Source organism: Rhodothermus bifroesti (assembly GCF_017908595.1).
GTDB classification, from domain to species: Bacteria; Bacteroidota; Rhodothermia; order Rhodothermales; family Rhodothermaceae; genus Rhodothermus; species Rhodothermus bifroesti.
In genome coordinates this window covers 217,037-234,557 of record NZ_JAGKTL010000003.1, presented here as the reverse complement: position 1 = coordinate 234,557, position 17,521 = coordinate 217,037, and the positions used below count along the sequence as shown (strand labels likewise).

Sequence of the window (17,521 nt, the reverse complement as noted above, 5' to 3'; positions counted from 1 at the left end):
CTTGAAGGTCGGTTTTGCTATTTGATGACAGCAAACTTACCAATGTATTCGCCCACACCTGGTGCTTCAACGTGGAAGAGGTAAAGCCCCGGCGCGATTTCCAAATTGTCTTTGGTACGTAGATCCCAGGGCACCATACCGATGCTGGAGCCGTCGTGATGGAGGGTCTGCACGAGCTCGCCACGCACAGTGTAAATCCGGATTGTGGCACCTGCCGGAATGTTGCGAAATTCCAGACGGCGCTCACCGCGTCCGCTTACAGCAAAGCGTTCAGGTTCAAAAGCCGCAGCGGCTACATAGGGATTGGGAACAACATACGGCTCCTGCTCGCGAAGCTGATCGCGCGCCTGCGCAGCATCCACGTAGGCCCCTTGGGTGGTAAACTCGAAGACGTCTTCTGCCGTTAGCGGCAGCCGCATGCGGAGTCGATACACGTCACCTTGACCGGGCGGCATAGCGTCAGCAGGCGTACGCGCAGCATCGTAGAAGATGCGCCAGGTAGGGATCAAGGGGCCGCCTTCGCGCTCCGGCAGCAGCACTTCGATAAACTCTCCGTCGGCGCTGAGCGTGCGGTCTCGGTTTACATCCCGAAAGCGAAAATCAAACTGCCACCTGCCGTCGGCCGTGATCACCTTGAAGTGCGCTGGCGTAGCCGGCATGCCAATGGCCGCGCGTGACGTGTCGAGCGGCTCGTTGGCAAACACAATGAGCAGGTCCTCTGGGTAGCCAGGTCGGCGCAGATTTGGGGAGCGCGTCCTTTGATACAAAGGCCGCAGGCGCACACGGGTTTGGCTCTCAGCCGTAAATCCGCTGGCCAGTGTATCGACCTCAGGCCAGAGGGCTGTCTGAATGACTGGGAGCAGACCAGCTCCAACTGGTCCCGTGCCCGCCCCCTCAAGGTCTCGTCCATGCTCGAACAGCACTTCACCTGTGGTAACATCTACCAACCGATAAGACTGGGCGCGAATGCTGTCGGTGGGGGCGTCAAACGTCAAGCGAAACACATGCCCCTCGGGAACGCGGTCGGGGTGCACTACGCGCAGCTGCACTGTACCCACGCCACGGCCAGATAGCTGACGCAAGCTCCCTTCGACTACCGCACCTGGAATATATCCGGGTACCGGGGGATTAGGCCTTACAGCCACCACATTACGTGGCAGGATCGTACCGCCGCGAACCGTGCGCGAGACCGAAATGGCATTCTCGGAAGGATAAAAGTTAAACGGCGGTCCCACACCCCGGTCGTAGGCGGTTACGGCGTAGTAGTAGAGCTGACCATTGATGACTGTTGAATCCGTCCAAACGTGCCGAATGCCGTTGTCTTCGCCCAACCAGTACTGCACGCCCTGCACCGCCAGCTCCGAAAAACCCCGAATACCATTAATCAAGTCAAATTGGGCAATCGGCCGTCCGTTACCCACGGGTCCCCCACCCCGAGCATCCCGAATAAGCTGCGCATCGAGAAAGTTAGGATCGGTGGCCCGGTAGATCCGGTAGCCTTCAAAGTCGCGCTCACCTGTGACCGGGTCGACAGCTGTTTCGGCCCGATTGTCCCACATGAGCGTTACGAAACCATCGCCAGCATAAGCCTGAACGGTTGGCGCTGGAGGCGGAGTAGCAAACTGATAGTTGGCATTGTAGATCGACTGGACAACACGCACGGTGCTTTCCAGGTCGATTAGGTCTTCTCCGTAAGCTAGCGCCAAGCTGAACCGTTCTCGCTGACCGGCCTTAAGCGCAAAAGGTCCAGAAGCAAAAAGAAAGCCGATGTTGTAGTTCAGCACTAGGGGAGGATCGAAACGAACAGCCGGGTCAGGATGCGTAAACTGCTGATAGAGCCGCTTAGGCCATTCGTTTTGATCCATGAAAAAGACGATGTTGTCGGTCTCCGTAGCCGGTGAGCCGGTACCGGGACGAATGCGGTTCATCTTAAAGCCAGTCAGGCCGATCTGGTCACTTTCGGTAATGTCGGTGCGGTCAAAGTTGGGCTCCCCCTCGGTAGGGATGCAGTCCCCCTCGCCCGTATCTGGCTCGATGCCTTCCTCTGGATCTGCAAAAATGCCATCAGCACCGGTGTCGTGTGCTTCACAAACCCAGTCAAGGTCTTCGTCGCCCGTCCACCAAACGCCTGCCAGATACGCAGGTCGGTTTTCTAGTGGACCATAAGCCCGCTCAAACCGTGCCAGGTCGTAATGCTGCATGACATAAGCCCGAATGGCCTCTTGGCCTTCGATACGCTGACCTGGACCGCTGTCGCGGCGTTCATCGGTGATGCCATCTTCGTCGTTGTCGAAACCGTCAAAGGGATTTCCAGGAGTTTCCAGATAGGCATATCCCACGTAGCCTGTAGGTTCACAGGTGGAGCGCAGGCTGACGCCATGGCCACCTTTATCCCACGTATAGACCAGGTTCAATCCCAGCTCGGTATTATAGAACGCGTTGTCGTCGTCGCTTTCGTAGACCCCGTCGCATGAGAGCTGCGAGCCCCCTACGCCCGAGTCCATGTAAAGCCCGAAGATCATGTTCGGGTAGTCCGTCGTGCTTTCATTGATGATATCGTAGTGCCAGAAGATGACATTCTGGGCTTGGGGATTAGACCACTGAAAGCCACGCACTTCAACCCGCAGGCCAAGACCGCGCCGCGTTTGGTCCCGAGCATCTGGGTAAAAATCAAAGGTGGCGTAGAAATTATCGTCCATCACAAAAAACGACTCCTGATCGGCATTAGGGCGTTTGCCAAAGTAGCCATTCCAAGAGCCGCACCAGCCGGGGTCGTCCGGATCATTGATTTTGTCATACCAGCACTGCTCTGGCGAAACACCCTGGCGGGGATTGCCCGCAGCATCAACAGCACCTGGCCAGGTACGGGGATCGTTCGAGACTGCTATCGAGCGACCTCGGTTAATCATAGGATCTGGTTCAAAAAAGCCTGGCCGAGGCTCAAAGCGGAGTTGGCGCCCGGGGTGAAAGGGGTCGACCGCCTGTCGCTCCCGATAGCCCGTGAGCATCACATAAATCGAGTCGTTTGGATTCGAAGCCCTTGCTACCCGCGTAAGCACAAACGGGGTAATGCCATCCGAATAATTCAGTCCAATGCCTTTGGGCACCTCAACCGAGTGGAAAACGCTTAGATCGGGATTAACCTCAAAGTTGCCCACCATGCCAAAGTTGTAAAACATGGTCCGGATGCGATTGGCATCGTGCAGCCCCATGCGCTCAGCACTGATTTGGCTACGCCACTGGGGTGGTGTTACCGGTTCCAAGTGCTGTGCATGCGCTGCCCAAACCCAAGCAATAGACCATGCCACCAAACCACAGCAGTGCTTGAACATCATGCTTGTGCTATTAGCGTGCGTTTGCTGACCAACTTCCTTGAAGCCGAATGCCAAACTCTACCCGTCGAGGCGGATACAAGCGGGCTGGATCCGGGTTACGCTGAGCTATCGGGTTAAGCGTGTAAAACGGACTTCCGGTATCGGCAAACACAAAGCCGTTGAAATAGTGCGTATCGAGCACATTGAACACCCGAGCAAAAAGCACAAGCGGCAACCCTGCCAGGCGGAAATACTTTTCCGCCTGCACGTCGATGAGCACAGCCGAGGGCTTACGGCCCGAGTTGGGTTCCAGCTCAGCCCCAAAGCCAGAGCCCAGCGTAGGGGTATAGGGCTGTCCTGAGGCCAAACGTAAAATTCCAGTTAGCGCGTAGCGCTCAGCTTGGCTAAGCAATACGCTGACATTTAGCGTATGCCTTTGGTCCCAATTGAGCGGCACCTGCCTCGGACGCGGATCTTCGCCAGCCGCTGCCCGATTGGCTGTTTCGCGTGGATCACTACTGTTGCCTAAAGCCTCTTGGTAGGTATAGTCGATCGCCACGCTCAGCGGCCCCAGTCGGCGCTGGTCCAGTGAAAGCGTAAAGCCTCGCACATGACCAAAATCCACGTTCGTAAATCGGGCATACTCTGCAGCCGTGTAGGTCGACTGAAAAGCCACCCCCAGCAGGTCCCGAATGTCTTTGTAAAACAAATTGACATCCACACCCAAGTCTGCCGTTAAGGCTGCTTTGAAGCCAAACTCATAGAGTGCTGTAAATTCAGGTTTTAGGTCTGGGTTGCCCATGACCGTATAGCTGACATTTCCGGCTTGCAAATCCCGCAGGATCGTGTAGTCTGCATTGTCAAACAGCAGCCCCAGCCCTGGCATCTGGTAAAAATGGCCATAGGAGAAAAAGACCGAGGCATTGGCCAAGATTGGGAACGACACGCCCAGCCGGGGGGCAATCGCCCATTTGACCGATGTAGGCACTAAGCGCGAAGGTGGGGCACCAGGAATGGCATTGGCAGGATTTTCCCAGTCGCTGGGCACGCGCCCATTGGCATCAAAGAATTCCAGCCGCAGGCCAAGCCGAATGCGCAGGTTACCCCATTCCACCCGATCTTGCACAAACGCGGCGCCTTGAACCGGTTTGTACGTCAGCACCCGTGCTCCAATAGAATCCTCACGCACCACTAGGCCCTGCCTTCCGCCAATATCTCCTTGCGTAATTAGGCCTGGAACGCCAAACTTTAAGATGAACGGCTGCACTTCAAGGCCGGCCTTCACCAAATGTACTTTGGTCACCTGGCTGGTCAGAGCTAGCTTGACCACAAGGGCATTGGTGTGCTGCACAAAACGCCCTAGATCCACGCCTTGCACAACGGCCCCGTCTTCATAGACTGGACTGCCCTGTGGCGCCCCGTATTCGAAGTAAAGCGGGTGGTGCACGTCTTCAAACCGCACGTTTTTATGGTCAAAAACGTTGTGTCGCCAGCTAAGCTCGGCAAACGTCGTAGGCGTAGGCGTGTAGGTTACGTCCAGACCATGGGAAATGGAGAACTCGCGAATGGTACGCGTGCCATCTGGATTAAAGCGAAAGGCGTGGTTGTACTGCTTGCGACGCACCCATCCGCCAACGGCCTGATAGTTGAGCACGACATTGCTTAAGCTGCGGTTGCTCAGTTTGCCTAAGAAAGACCAGCGTCGCTCAAACTGCATCGGCACAATAGCCCAATCTCCGTTTTCCACAAAAATGCCACGCTCGAAGTTCGTACTGTCGTCGGCCAGCGGCCGAAAGCGCCGCTGGCCCATCAGATGTCCCTGGTTTTCATAACGCTGGCCGTTGAGCAGAAAGGTGGTATGCGGCACTAGGGGCAAAGGACCACTAAAACTGGCCTGCAGGTTGCGGATGCTTTGGGGATCAAAACGATCAATAAAAGGGAAACGGGCTACCCGCATCCGGCCTTGCGCCGTGCGAACCCACATAGAATCACTACCTGGACTTAGGTAGTCGCCACCAAAAGCTTCTACCATAAATTCATAGCGATCGGGTGCACCACTTCGCAGCACAGCATTTACCACACCGCTAAGGGCTTGGCCATACTCGGCATCGAACGTGCCCTGAATCACCTGCACTTCCTGCAGCACCGATCGGTCCAGGGTCAGCATCGACTGATTATTGAAGGGGTTGTTGACGGTCACCCCATCGACCTGATATTGCACTTCGCCTAAACGGCCGCCCCGAAAGTGTCCATCAACCACACCGGCCTGCAGGTTAACAAGATCTTCCAGACGCTGAACGGGAAGTTGCTCGATCTCCTGTCGCGACACCGTGGCCATGGTACTGGTCAGTGTCACATCGACCACTGGCCGATCGGCTACCACCACTACCTCTTGTCCGGTCAGCAAGGCCTCCTCAAGCGAGATGTTGAGCGTTGTGGTTTGGTTTGAGGCAATGACAACGCCCTCTACAAGCTTGGTCTGATAGCCGACCATGCTAAAACGCACCCGATAAGTACCAGGCGGAATCCGGAGTACCACATAATCGCCTTCGATGTCGGCTGCTGCACCCAGCGTAGTGCCTTCCACAAATACGGTGGCTCCAGGTAGAGGCGTACCCTGAGCATCGGTGACGCGACCGGCCAGCTTACCGCTTTGCGCCCAAGCGGCCTGCGTTACCAACCCCAGCCATAAACTTGCCAGAAGCCTGACACGCATCGCTGTGATAAGGTAGGCGCTCCGGGGCACGCCTTTAGGCATAGCCCCGGAGCGCTTTACGTTAATGCCCAAGAATCAAGCGGCCTGTTGCCTGCGCACGGCGCGCACCCGCTTGCCAATGAATGCGATACACGTAAAGCCCTGCAGCCATACCGGTAGCATCCAGGACGAATTCATGGCGTCCAGGATGCTGATAGCCTGCTGCAATAGTTTTTACCTGACGCCCAAGCAAATCAAACACCTCGAGCTCGACCTGACCTGCTTCGGGAACGAGGTAGGCGATCCGGGTCTGGCTCCGGAATGGATTGGGCGCATTGCCGAGCAGTTGCAGCGTGGGCGGCAACTCGGCCGACCACGACTCGTTAGCCACGACCCAAAGTGGATCCACATATGCCAGCGCTGTAGGCCCTCCCCAGATGTCCGCATTCCCCTCATTCATGTACCAGACAAACGTACTATAGCTCTGATCCGCCGGATCCAGGGCATCGCCATCAAAGAAGGTAAAGCCTATCCCCAACGTCCCATCGCCGAGGCCTTCTTCATAGCCCGGAATCTGGGTGAGGTCTATAGCAATTTCGAGCTGGTAGCCCTCGTCAACATCTGAAGGATCCGCTACAGTGGAGGTGCCTTTCAGATGCACCGCTGCCTGAACCGGCGTGTTGCCGGCAGTATCTGGCTGGGCCTCATCCATAAGGACAGCTGCGCCAGTAGAATCAATGCCGATGCGGAAACGCTTGACCACATAAGGCGCCCCTGGACGGCTGTTTTGCTTGGCGCGAAGGTTAATCCGCAAGCCATCGCTTAGGTCTCCGTTGATCGCCTGATCGTCCGTATCCAGTCCGACGTACAACGTAGTCCCTGAGGCTACCAAGTAAATGCGTCCTGCTGTAGCATCCACGACAGGTGGCGCCTCCGGGGCGTCACCCCCTGGACGAAACCAGTGCGTTTGATAGGGGCCAAAGAGTCCGGGCAACGCATCCAGCGCTTCCGGCGGCATCTGGTACTGCAACGACAAGGTCGGCTCGAGTAGCATCCAAACCGACTCATCGAGTTTGCCGTCTATCGTGAGCGTTGCGCCTAGCGGCATCACAGGGATGCGCAGGTCTGGCGTATTCACTACAGGCACTGCTCCAGAGCCCACGGTCACGTCCGGGCGACCCAGTACATAGCCGACGCCATGGGGCATATCGTTCCCCCAAGGATTCTGCCACCAGGCCCGCGACAGATACTGACGTGCAGGATCAGCCGGCCAGGCGTAGTCATAATCGTAAAGGGCAAACGAAATCGGAACGTGATCTCCCTCCGGCTGCGTCATGTCGAAGCCTAGCTTCGATAAGTCAATCCACAACTCCAAGGTATAGCCGATGTCTTCGGTGGCATCGTCGTTCGAACTGCCGTCCACCGTGGCCGCCCCATCCCACACCGTCCGGTCATCGGTCAAATCTCCACCTCGTCCCCCCAAGTTTAGCGTAGGAAGATCCCCTGGATTGCTGCTGCCCCGCCAAGTGAAGAAGAATTCGTCAACGTTCACATCTTTGGTGTAATGAGGACCACTGTAGGCCGTCTGGCGCCGGTTTTTGTTTAAAATGGCAATAATCAACCCGTCATTTCGGAAGAAATCATTGGCCGGATCTCCCCCAATCGACTTGTCTTGCGCCACCACACCTATCCAGAGCTTGTTCCCATCCCGAAGTACGTAGAGCGTGCCGTGGACAGGATCGGTAGGTTCAATCGTGAAAGAATCAAAAAAGTTATCCCAACCACCGCCAGGTGCAAAAAATGTCGGATTATTCCAGAGCAGATCAATTTTTTCAGCTTGTTGCCAGACCGGCTCATCGAGCCGCCCGTCGAGTGTCAGCGCAGCACCTGCTACGTCGCGGGCCCACAAGATGTCGTGGGTGCGCGCAGGCTGTGCCATAGCTTGCAGTGCCCAAAGGCTAAGCAAGCTGAGCATTGTAGCGGTTTTCATCGAAGGACCTCCTTAAGCGTTGGTGAGCGGATTAAGGTATAGGATGAAACCGATCTTGTCCGGCGCCGCAAGACTCACGCACTACAAGGTGCACAGGTAACACCACTTCTTGAGGGACGTGCTGCGCGCCGTCACTAAGCGCTTGAAGCAACTGATCTATTGCCCGAGCACCGAGCTCATAAATTGGACTGTGTACTGTGGTTAAGGCCGGACGCGTGTAACGGGCCATAGGAATATCATCGAAAGCCACCAGCGCCAACTGCTCAGGTACACGCACCCCTGCCTCGTGCAACCAACGCAATAGCCCTATGGCCATGGCGTCGTTCGATACGAAAACGGCTGTAGGCCTACGAGAAAGCAATTTTTGCCCTAGTCCATAACCCGACGCTTCAGTAAAGTCGCCTTCCAACTCTAACATGGGAAGCAGCGCCAGACCAGCCTCTTGAAGCGCCTGGCGATACCCTTCGCGTCGCTCCCGAGCCTCTTGGTTGGTTAGCGGTCCACTCAGTAAGGCAATGCGCTGATGACCCAGCTGAATGAGGTGCGCAACAGCCATACGGGCACCCGCCACATTATCCACCCGCACAGTATCACAAGGAAAATCTGCCCGATTACCTATCAATACAACCGGCACACCTGAAGGCAAGTATTCCGCCAACAGGGCCGATTCCAGATGAGGACCCATCAGAATCAGACCATCCACCCGCCCCCGCATAGCCCGTACCAAGGCGCGCATTTCGCGCGCATCGGCATGCATCCCCGAAACCAACAAATGATAACCCCACTGCCGTGCCTGCTGATCTAAACCGCGAATCAGCTCCGAGTAAAACTCTCCGTATAAGTCGGGCAGCAAAACACCTAGCGTTTGGGTACGCCGGGTAATCAGGCTGCGCGCAGCGCCATGCGGCACATAGCCCAAGCGACGCGCAGCCTCTTCAACCCGCTTTCGGGTTGAGGCCTTAACCGGGCCACTATTGTTAAATACGCGCGATACAGTCCCAATAGCTACCCCAGCCTCGCGCGCCACGTCTCGGATCGTTACAGCCATATGGTGCAAAATGGAAACGTTTCCATTTCCAACCAAAAAAATAAAGCGCTCGGATGGAAACGTTTCCATTATAATACACGCCTCGTTACCTGTCAAGCCCTTCTCCGTGCCCTATCGCATTCTAAGCCGATAGCCCTTCTAGGAGTGCAAGCATCAGTAGCGGCCGTGCACGCTCATCAGGACAGCGGGTCCAAAGAAACGACCAAGCTAGGTTCAAACGTAATCCTATGGCAGGGCATAGGGTTACGGCGAACTGGCTTCCATGAGTTCAGAAGGAAGCTCTAGCGACGGCAGCGTTCGTTCTCCGCGCAAAAGGAAGTGATCAAACCAGCCCATCATGCGCAGGCTATAGTCCAAACGAGCCGCCGAGCGCAAGAGTCCATGTCCCTCACCAGGATACAAGATAAGCCGCACGGGCAGCTCAGGCCGCCGCACTTTAAGATGCCGATAAAGCTCTAGCGACTGGCTTGGATGCACGCGCGTATCCTCAGCGCCGTGTATGATGAGCAGCGGCGTGCGTGCTTGGTCTACGTGATAGACTGGGCTACGTCGCAGGTAATCGAGCCATTTCGCATCGCTTTCCCAAAAGCGCGTGCGCGAGTGCACCAAATAGAGTTCATTGGGAATGTCGCTTGTGCCCCATTTTGAAAGGTTGTTGCTAATGCCCACGAACATTACCCCGGCCGCAAACCGGTGTGCATAGCGGGTGCACATCCAAGCCGTGGCATAGCCCCCATAGGAGCCGCCAGTGACGCCTACGCGCGCAGCATCCGCAATGCCCTGGGCAATCAGGTAGTCGACACCGTCGACGATGTCGTCAAACTCCTTCCCGGCCAAGTCTGCCTGGCTACTCATAGCGAAGGCCAAGCCCCGACCGGTAGAGCCGCGATAGTTCGGGTAAAAAACCGCATAGCCGCGTCCGGTGGCCATCTGTCCAGGTGCAGCATACGTCGTCAGCCATCCGTTTGAATAGTGGGCCTCTGGACCTCCGTGTACCACCACGATCAGCGGCACGCGCTGGCCAACTTGGTAGCCTACGGGCAGCATAAGGATGCCTTCGATTTCGTAAGCACCGTCGCGTGTCCGGTAGCGGACCACACGCTGCTCGCCCAGCTGCACCTCAGCCAGCCATGGATTATGATCTGTAAGCCGCTCCGGAGCCGCCATGCCTGGACGCCAGACGTAAAGCTCGCTTGGGTGCTGCGCTGTGTTGCCCACAAGTACCACGAAGCCATTTGACGCGCGATCGAAGCTTACCCAGTTGGCTATCCCAGGTGCCACAAGATAGCGAAACCCGCTCCCGTCAGGGCGTATCACGGCCAACCCTTTTTCGACACCTACGCTGACCAGCACGTAGAGCTGATCGGGCGCGCTCCAGAGAATTTGTTCAAACTGCCCCTCAAAATCCCGCCAGACGTTCTGAGGCCGAGCGCCCTCTGTAACCGAAGCGATCATCAGCCGGCCGTCAATAGGATCATGCAGGTGATCGGCTGCCTTGAGCGCCAGCCAGCGGCCATCTGGACTCCAGTGGATGGCGCCGATTTTGCCCTCATTGGCCAAGCGCAACCGCACTGCTCCGGTAGCTGGATCGAAGACGTGCACTTGCTGGGCCATGTACATGTCGTCCACCAACGGCGTAGGCGCGACCGAAGCAGCCAGCTGCCGACCATCTGGGCTCCAAGCCAGCAAATAAAACGACCCTTCTACAGCCAACGGCACCGAACGCCCCGATTGCAAGTCATGCACAAAACCCAGCCGCTGCGGCTGCACTTCCTCATAAAAAATAGGCCGCACAGGCAAGGGCGTGCGTGGGGTATCTGACCGCGCAGGCGCCACAAAAGCCACACGCTGCCCATCAGGTGCCCACTGATACGTCAAAACGGCTGTTTCATGCCGCAGCAAGCGCCTCGGCGTAGCTTCCGGCGTAAGCGCAAGTTCATACAAGCTGCGCGGCTCGTTTTCTTCTATAGAAGCCAGAAACGTGACCGTACCTGCGCCAGGGCGGAAAGCTATTTCGGAAACGCTCGCCTGGGTAAAACTTTTGACGACCTGCCCTGCTTCAAGGTCCCATACATACACATGCGTTGCAGCAGGACGGTTTTCCTGTAAGGGGTCTGCAGGCACAGAAACCGCATAGGCCACATACCGGCCATCGGGCGAAAACACTGCGGCCGTTACCATCTGCAGTCGAGCTACTTCCAGAGGCGTTAGACCTGCCCGGTCCTGAGCCCAAAGGCTTAAAGGAAAGCTAACAATCAGTATCCAACGCAGTGCACGCATGGTGACATCCTCCAGGTTTTAGCGAATGACCTCATAGCGCAAAGGAATATCTGGCCCCAACGGCAAGCCCAAAAGAATCCAAAGGATGAGCATAAGCGTCATAGCCAAAAGAAAGGACAGCGCATACGGCAGCATCAGCGCGATGAGCGTGCCGATACCAGCCGAGCGGTCATAGCGCAGTGCAAACGTGAGAATCAGTGGGAAGTAGGGCAAAAGCGGGGTGATGATGTTCGTAGCCGAATCGCCTACCCGATACGCCATCTGCACCAGTTCCGGCGAAAAACCCAAGAGCATAAACATGGGCACAAAGATTGGCGCCAGCAGTGCCCACTTAGCGCTTGCGCTACCGATAAAGAGGTTGATTGTGGCCGAAACCAAAATAATGCCCACCAAGAGGGGCACATCGCTTAAGCCCAAACTTTTGAGCAGCTCAGCACCTTTGATCGCCAGAATGGCCCCTAGGTTGGACCAGTTAAAGGCGGCGATAAAGTGCGCTGCAGCAAAGGCGAGCACGATGTACAGCGCCATATCCGACATTGCCTCCGAAGACATGCGTACCGCATCACGATCGCTCTTGATACGTCCAGTGGCAATACCATAGGCTAAGCCCGGAATCAGAAAAAACAGGAACATAATGGCTACAATGCTACCATAAAACGGCGCCAGCGACCCATCCTCGCCCCGAAGCGGCGCCCCCGGAGGCAGCACCAAAAAGCCAATGAGTCCAAGCACACCCAAAAGCGCAAGCCCAGCCCAGCGCAAACCCCGTCGCTCTTCGGGACTAAACTCCGCGGGCAGGTCAGCCACATCGGCTTGGCCTTGGTAAGGTCCCAAGCGCGGTTCCACAATCCATTCGGTTACAGCCATGCCCACGAGCGTAAGCAAGGGAGTAAGGGCCACAATGACGTAGTAGTTGGCCGTTTCACGTACAATGTAGTTTGGATCGATAAGCTGGGCAGCCGATTGCGTAAAGCCGGCCAGCAGCGGATCTAAAGACGTTAAAAGCAAATTGGCCGAAAAAGCACCCGAAACCCCAGCAAAAGCAGCAGCCAGCCCGGCCAGCGGATGGCGCCCCGCAGCCCAGAAAACAAAAGCACCCAAAGGAATAACGACCACATAGCCAGCATCGACAGCCAGCGAAGACATAATGCCCACGAACACCACAGCTGCCGAAAGCAGCTTGGGCGGCACGCGCCGGAGCATCCCGCGCAACGCGGCTGCAATCAGTCCGGTTTTATCCGCTACGCCAATGCCCAGCATCACAACCAGTACAAGTCCAAGGGGCGGAAAGCCTGCAAACGTGCGGGGCATTTCCATAAGAAGCCGGCGGATAAGTTCTGCAGAGAAAAGGTTTTGCACCCGAATCGTCTCGCCTGTGCCTGGGTGTGTGGCTTCTACACCCATAGTGGCCAGCAAGGCCGAGATGACCATCACCAAGCCAATGAGGATAAAGAAAAGGCTCACAGGGTCAGGCAGGGCATTGCCGCTACGTTCGATCCAGGCCAACCACCCCCCAGAACGCGTCGATTTACGATTCATTGTGGCGTACAGCAAATACGTTTAGGTTTACAGAGAACTACAAAGTGCCAGCAACGCAGTGCACTTGAAAGTCTTGTGCAAAAGCGCTTCCGATTGCTGGTCTTAATAATAGGACCATCATCCTTTTCGGTGCAAGCCCTCCAGGTGGCGAGCCGTATGGTCTGCAGTCTACAAGCCAACAGACCCTACCCAAAGTGGTACAGCCTCCCTATGAACCATTTTAGCCTGTTTGAAACGCTCATCCCCAAACGAAGCGCAATCAGCCGCTAGCTTGGGCCAATCCTGCCAAGTGCCTTGGTCTGCTACCGGAAGGCCTGCTGTGTCTTTTACCAACCCCCAATAGCAATGCCCCAATGAGCGGCCATCCCAAAGCAAACCATTTCTCTCTCGTTTGGAGAAGCCCTTTATACGCGGCGTCATTTCTCCGACGCCGCCTGCTCGGGCACGTTATCCAGAACCCTGTCGGCACGCTAGCCATCTTCAAGATGCGCGCTTCAGCCCCAAAATGCTAACAGCGAAAAGCTAGCCCTAAGTAACTACCCCCCTGCCAAACCGCTTTGGTGATCCATGCGATCTGCACTATCCTGCGCTAAGGATCACGGTTGCGCCTAAGCCTAGCTTTAGGCCTAGACACGCCAAGGTTTGGAAAATTCTATAGGCATTTAAGAAAATCTTTCTACCCTTGTTGACCTCCTTAGGCCTTAACTTTTGGCAATGCTTGGCAAAAGGTTAATGACTGGCTATGAAAACCTTACGCGCAGCTCTTTTCGCTTTTTGTGTTGTTTGCCTAAGCTCACCCTATAGCTATGCCCAACCGTTAGGCACTCTGGAGCAAGAACTCATCAACCTCTCGAAAAAGAAGTGGGAATGGATGGCCGAGCGTCAAGTGGACTCGCTCGCTGCGCTCTTTCATGCACAGGCTGTTTTTGTGCACATGGGGGGAACGTTAACCAGAGATCAAGAGCTTGAGGTTATTCGGGGTGGCGGTATTCACTACAAACATGCCGAGATCTTTGAGGTATCTGTGCGCTTTTTGTCTCCCACAACAGCACTGCTACTCAACCGCATTCGTTTAGATGCTGTAGTTGGAGGCAATGAAGTTACCAATCCCTTCATGGTGGCCGAAGTGTATGTGCAGGAACAAGGTAACTGGAAGTTAGGCGCTTTGACCTTTACGCGACTTTTGGGCCAATAGCCATGCGGGTGAAGCTTGTCCTTATCGCTATGCTTTTTTGTGCCTGCAGCACACAAGATTTGAACCGGAAAGCTGAGCCCTTAGTTGTGCAGGAGCAGGGAAGCTTTTTTGTAGGAGGTACTGTTGTCGCTGCCCCTGGCACCTTTGATCCTATTCGGCAAGGGGCTTACAACCCGGCTGGCCCCGATCCTCAGGGACAAACGCTACACGGGGATCATGCCTATGTGTTTTATCAGATCCCGGTTCGTGCCCGAAAGTTACCGCTTGTCTTCTGGCATGGGCACGGACAATCGGCAAAGACCTGGGAAACCACACCAGATGGGCGCGAAGGCTTTCAAAATTTGTTTTTACGTCGGCGTTTTGCAGTCTACTTGATCGATCAACCTCGCCGGGGACGCGCTGGACGCAGCACGCAACCTACAATGCTGGAGGCTACCCCTGACGAGCAACTTTGGTTTGGCATTTTCCGCCTCGGCATCTGGCCAGACTTTTTCCCCAACGTGCAGTTTTCACGCGACCCTGAAGCGCTCAACCAGTTCTTCCGCCAGATGACGCCGAATACAGGGCCCTATGAACCTCAGGTCCTTATCGAGGCCGTCTCGGCCCTGTTTGACCGCATCGGGCCAGGCATCCTAGTTACGCATTCCCAAAGCGGTGGTTTGGGATGGCGCCTAGCCATGAAAAACCCCAACGTTCGCGCTATCGTGTCTTTTGAACCTGCCAGCGGCTTCGTCTTTCCAGAAGGAGAAACCCCAGATCCGATACCTTTTTCTGGTGGACTAGCCGCACCCACCACAGCACCTCTGGAAGAGTTTCGGCAGTTAACCCCAATCCCCATTTTGGTTTATTACGGCGATAATATTCCTGAAACACCCAGTGCGTACCCGGGCCAAGATCAATGGCGGGCTTTCCTTGCGCTGGCGCGGCTTTGGAGAGACGCGGTAAATCGCCATGGGGGTGATGTCACCTTGGTTGAACTCCCCGCTATTGGCATTCGAGGCAATACGCATTTTCCTATGTCTGATCTAAATAATGTGGAAATAGCGGACCATCTCTACGCCTGGCTCCAAAGCAAGAAACTGGCTGACTGACGTCCTACGCAGCCTGAGAACAAGGCCATCCGTGACCAGCTTCAGGCGCGTCTTGAGCATTCCCAACTGCTATGCGTTGGCGAGCACTACCGTAAACCTTCGTGGGCCATGGACGCCATGTACCAGGGTCTGCTCAATATCGGCAGTTTTTGAGGGGCCGGCCACCCAAAGACCAAACCCCTGCCATCGCGAAGCCAGCACTGCAGCGGCAGGCCTAACCGACGGCTTCGACCGTTATCAACCAGTACGACGTGCAGCTCTTGCCCTAGGCGCGGGCGACCGATGTGCGTTGTGTACACTGTGATGGGTTGTCCTGTAGCACTTCGGGCCAGCAGCCGAATACCTGCACCGTACCCTCCAGCCAGGTGACATCATTGGGATTACCTGGGGAACGACGCTACAGGCAATGATACAGCAGCTGCAGGCGCTTCCCATCCCCAGGGTGCACGTCGTGCAAACCTTAGGCGGCATCGGCCCCCCAGAAGCGGAAGCCTACGCAGCGGATCTGTCTCGACGCCTAGCTCAGCTGCTCCAGGCATCGGTCACCCTCCTCCCTGCTCCAGGCATTGTGCAACGCCCAGAAGCCAAGGAAATTCTTCTCTCCGACCGGTACGTACAGGCAGCACTGGCGCTGTTTCCCAAACTGACCATCGCCTACACAGGCATTGGAGCCCTAACTACCAACCCGATCTTTTATCAAAAAGATGAACAGCTTGCGCAATTCTACCAGGAACTCGTCCAAGCCGGTGCCGTGGGGGACATTGCCATGCGCTTTTATGATGCCCAAGGGCGACCCGTACACACTTCCCTGGACCGTCATCTTATCGGAATCACGCTGGAAGAGCTTAAACGCATCCCGCGCGTAGTGGGCATTGCAGGTGGAACCGCTAAAGTCGAGGCTATCCGAGGCGCCCTACGGGGCGGCTATGTTAAGGTGCTCATTACGGACCACGAAACAGCACAGCAGCTGCTCCCCTAAGCTGCTGCAGCCTATGCTGTGTGGCAATGCTTCGGGGGATTGCCTACTTTAAGGGCAAAACAAAGGCTTATCGGACATGCTGTGGCTGGCCTTGGGGCTACTTTTTGCTGCTCTTGTGGTAAGCATTGCGCGCTTCCGCGTGCACCCATTTCTAGCGCTCTTGCTTGGCAGCCTCGCTGTAGGATTTGCTGGCGGCCTGAAAGCATCAGAACTCGTAACGCATTTGATTACAGGCTTTGGCCGCACCATGGAAAGTATCGGATTGGTCATTGCCTTAGGAGCTGTGCTGGGCGTTGCCCTCGAGCGCAGCGGCAGCGCACGCGCTTTAGCCCACTACCTGCTGCGCAAGCTCGGTCCAACGCGTACCCCTTTGGCTTTATCGCTTGGCGGCTGGGCAATCGCTATTCCTGTCTTTTGCGACGCTGGCTTTGTACTTATGGCCCCACTACTTCGAGCACTACGCTCACAAACATATAGCATTCCGTTACTAGCTGTGGCCCTGGCCAGCGGCCTCTACGCAACCCACGTTTTTGTCCCACCTACCCCAGGACCCCTAGCAGCTGCTGCCACCTTGGAGGCTGACGTAGGCTTGGTGCTCCTCTTAGGGTTACTTACCTCGCTCCCTGCAGCTGCCGTGGGTTTGCTGTGGGCCCATTGCTATGCGACGCGTTTTTCAGCGGAAATGCCTGAGGGACCCTCAGCGCCTGAGCCAGATACGCCCTTATCGCCCTTAAAAGCCTTAACTCCGATCGCACTCCCCGTGGTACTCATCGCACTGCGATCGATTGTGCTCGCTTTTGGAGCGCCTTCAAACAAAAGCTGGGTGCACGCTACGCTCGTTTTTGCTGGTCACCCTGTGATTGCCTTGCTTATAGGCGTACTCCTAGCCTTGATGTTTAAAGCGCCCGCTGGCGAAATGCGGCAGCAGCGCTGGATTGCCGACGGACTCACCCAAGCAGGGAGCATTCTCCTGATTACTGGAGCTGGAGGAGCTCTAGGTTATGTGCTGCAGGCTACAGGCTTAGGGGACAAGCTCGGCGCTGCCTTGGCAGCACATCCCCTAGGACTTTGGATGCCGTTTCTTATTGCTGCCCTCTTCAAAAGTGCACAGGGATCGTCAACCGTCGCGCTCATTACCACTTCGGCTTTGATGGCCCCGTTGCTGCCGGCAATGGGACTAACGTCTGAGCTGGCCCGCGTTTTGGTCGTACTGGCCATGGGTGCCGGGGCTATGGTGGTTTCGCACCTCAACGACAGTTATTTTTGGGTGGTTGCCCAGTTTTCGGGTATGAACATGACCACAGCCTTGCGCACCTTTTCGCTGGCTACCCTTTTTCAGGGGCTTGCTGGCATCCTAACAGTCACGCTCTTGTATTACGTGCTCCTATAA

The 17,521-nt window shown here is 56.0% G+C and carries 11 protein-coding genes and 1 pseudogene; 4 read left to right on the top strand and 8 right to left on the bottom strand.

What is annotated here, in order from left to right; genetic code table 11:
- Positions 1–17: 17 nt before the first annotated feature.
- From J8E65_RS07910 to J8E65_RS07885, 6 genes are all read right to left on the bottom strand, one after another.
- Positions 18–3,308, bottom strand: a complete 3,291-nt coding sequence (locus J8E65_RS07910) for a hypothetical protein (RefSeq protein WP_210375217.1) — start codon at positions 3,306–3,308, stop codon at positions 18–20.
- A gap of 37 nt (positions 3,309–3,345) precedes the next feature.
- Positions 3,346–6,030 carry a TonB-dependent receptor gene (locus tag J8E65_RS07905; protein WP_210375216.1) on the bottom strand — a complete coding sequence of 895 codons (2,685 nt, stop codon included), beginning with the start codon at positions 6,028–6,030 and terminating at the stop codon, positions 3,346–3,348.
- A gap of 61 nt (positions 6,031–6,091) precedes the next feature.
- The gene (locus tag J8E65_RS07900; protein ID WP_210375215.1) at positions 6,092–7,999 is read right to left on the bottom strand and encodes a T9SS type A sorting domain-containing protein; all 1,908 of its coding nucleotides are present in this window, start codon (positions 7,997–7,999) and stop codon (positions 6,092–6,094) included.
- Positions 8,000–8,030: 31 nt separating this feature from the next.
- Positions 8,031–9,047: a LacI family DNA-binding transcriptional regulator gene (locus tag J8E65_RS07895; protein WP_210375214.1), complete on the bottom strand. Its 1,017-nt coding sequence runs from the start codon at positions 9,045–9,047 to the stop codon at positions 8,031–8,033.
- Positions 9,048–9,290: 243 nt separating this feature from the next.
- Positions 9,291–11,327, bottom strand: a complete 2,037-nt coding sequence (locus J8E65_RS07890; protein WP_210375213.1) for an alpha/beta hydrolase family protein — start codon at positions 11,325–11,327, stop codon at positions 9,291–9,293.
- A gap of 18 nt (positions 11,328–11,345) precedes the next feature.
- Positions 11,346–12,866: an AbgT family transporter gene (locus J8E65_RS07885; protein WP_210375212.1), complete on the bottom strand. Its 1,521-nt coding sequence runs from the start codon at positions 12,864–12,866 to the stop codon at positions 11,346–11,348.
- Positions 12,867–13,608: 742 nt separating this feature from the next.
- On the opposite strand from J8E65_RS07885, the gene J8E65_RS07880 reads away from it, so the two are divergent.
- Complete coding sequence (locus J8E65_RS07880; RefSeq protein ID WP_210375211.1) at positions 13,609–14,061, top strand: nuclear transport factor 2 family protein; 453 nt, start codon at positions 13,609–13,611, stop codon at positions 14,059–14,061.
- A gap of 29 nt (positions 14,062–14,090) precedes the next feature.
- A complete protein-coding gene (locus tag J8E65_RS07875; protein WP_237181824.1) occupies positions 14,091–15,152 on the top strand; it encodes an alpha/beta hydrolase in 1,062 nt (353 codons plus the stop codon).
- 69 nt (positions 15,153–15,221) lie between these two features.
- On the opposite strand, the gene J8E65_RS12665 is transcribed toward J8E65_RS07875, so the two are convergent.
- Both J8E65_RS12665 and J8E65_RS12725 read right to left on the bottom strand, forming a co-directional pair.
- Positions 15,222–15,317 (bottom strand): LUD domain-containing protein, encoded by a 96-nt coding sequence (locus J8E65_RS12665; RefSeq protein WP_341481752.1) that lies wholly within the window; start codon positions 15,315–15,317, stop codon positions 15,222–15,224.
- Positions 15,318–15,358: 41 nt separating this feature from the next.
- Positions 15,359–15,502, bottom strand: a pseudogene (locus J8E65_RS12725) (4Fe-4S ferredoxin); the annotation flags it as partial.
- Here J8E65_RS12725 and J8E65_RS07865 point away from each other — a divergent pair.
- Positions 15,496–16,131 carry a sugar-binding transcriptional regulator gene (locus J8E65_RS07865; protein ID WP_237181822.1) on the top strand — a complete coding sequence of 212 codons (636 nt, stop codon included), beginning with the start codon at positions 15,496–15,498 and terminating at the stop codon, positions 16,129–16,131. The pseudogene J8E65_RS12725 and the gene J8E65_RS07865 overlap by 7 nt on opposite strands.
- Before the next feature lie 76 nt (positions 16,132–16,207).
- Positions 16,208–17,521 (top strand): GntP family permease, encoded by a 1,314-nt coding sequence (locus J8E65_RS07860; RefSeq protein WP_210375209.1) that lies wholly within the window; start codon positions 16,208–16,210, stop codon positions 17,519–17,521.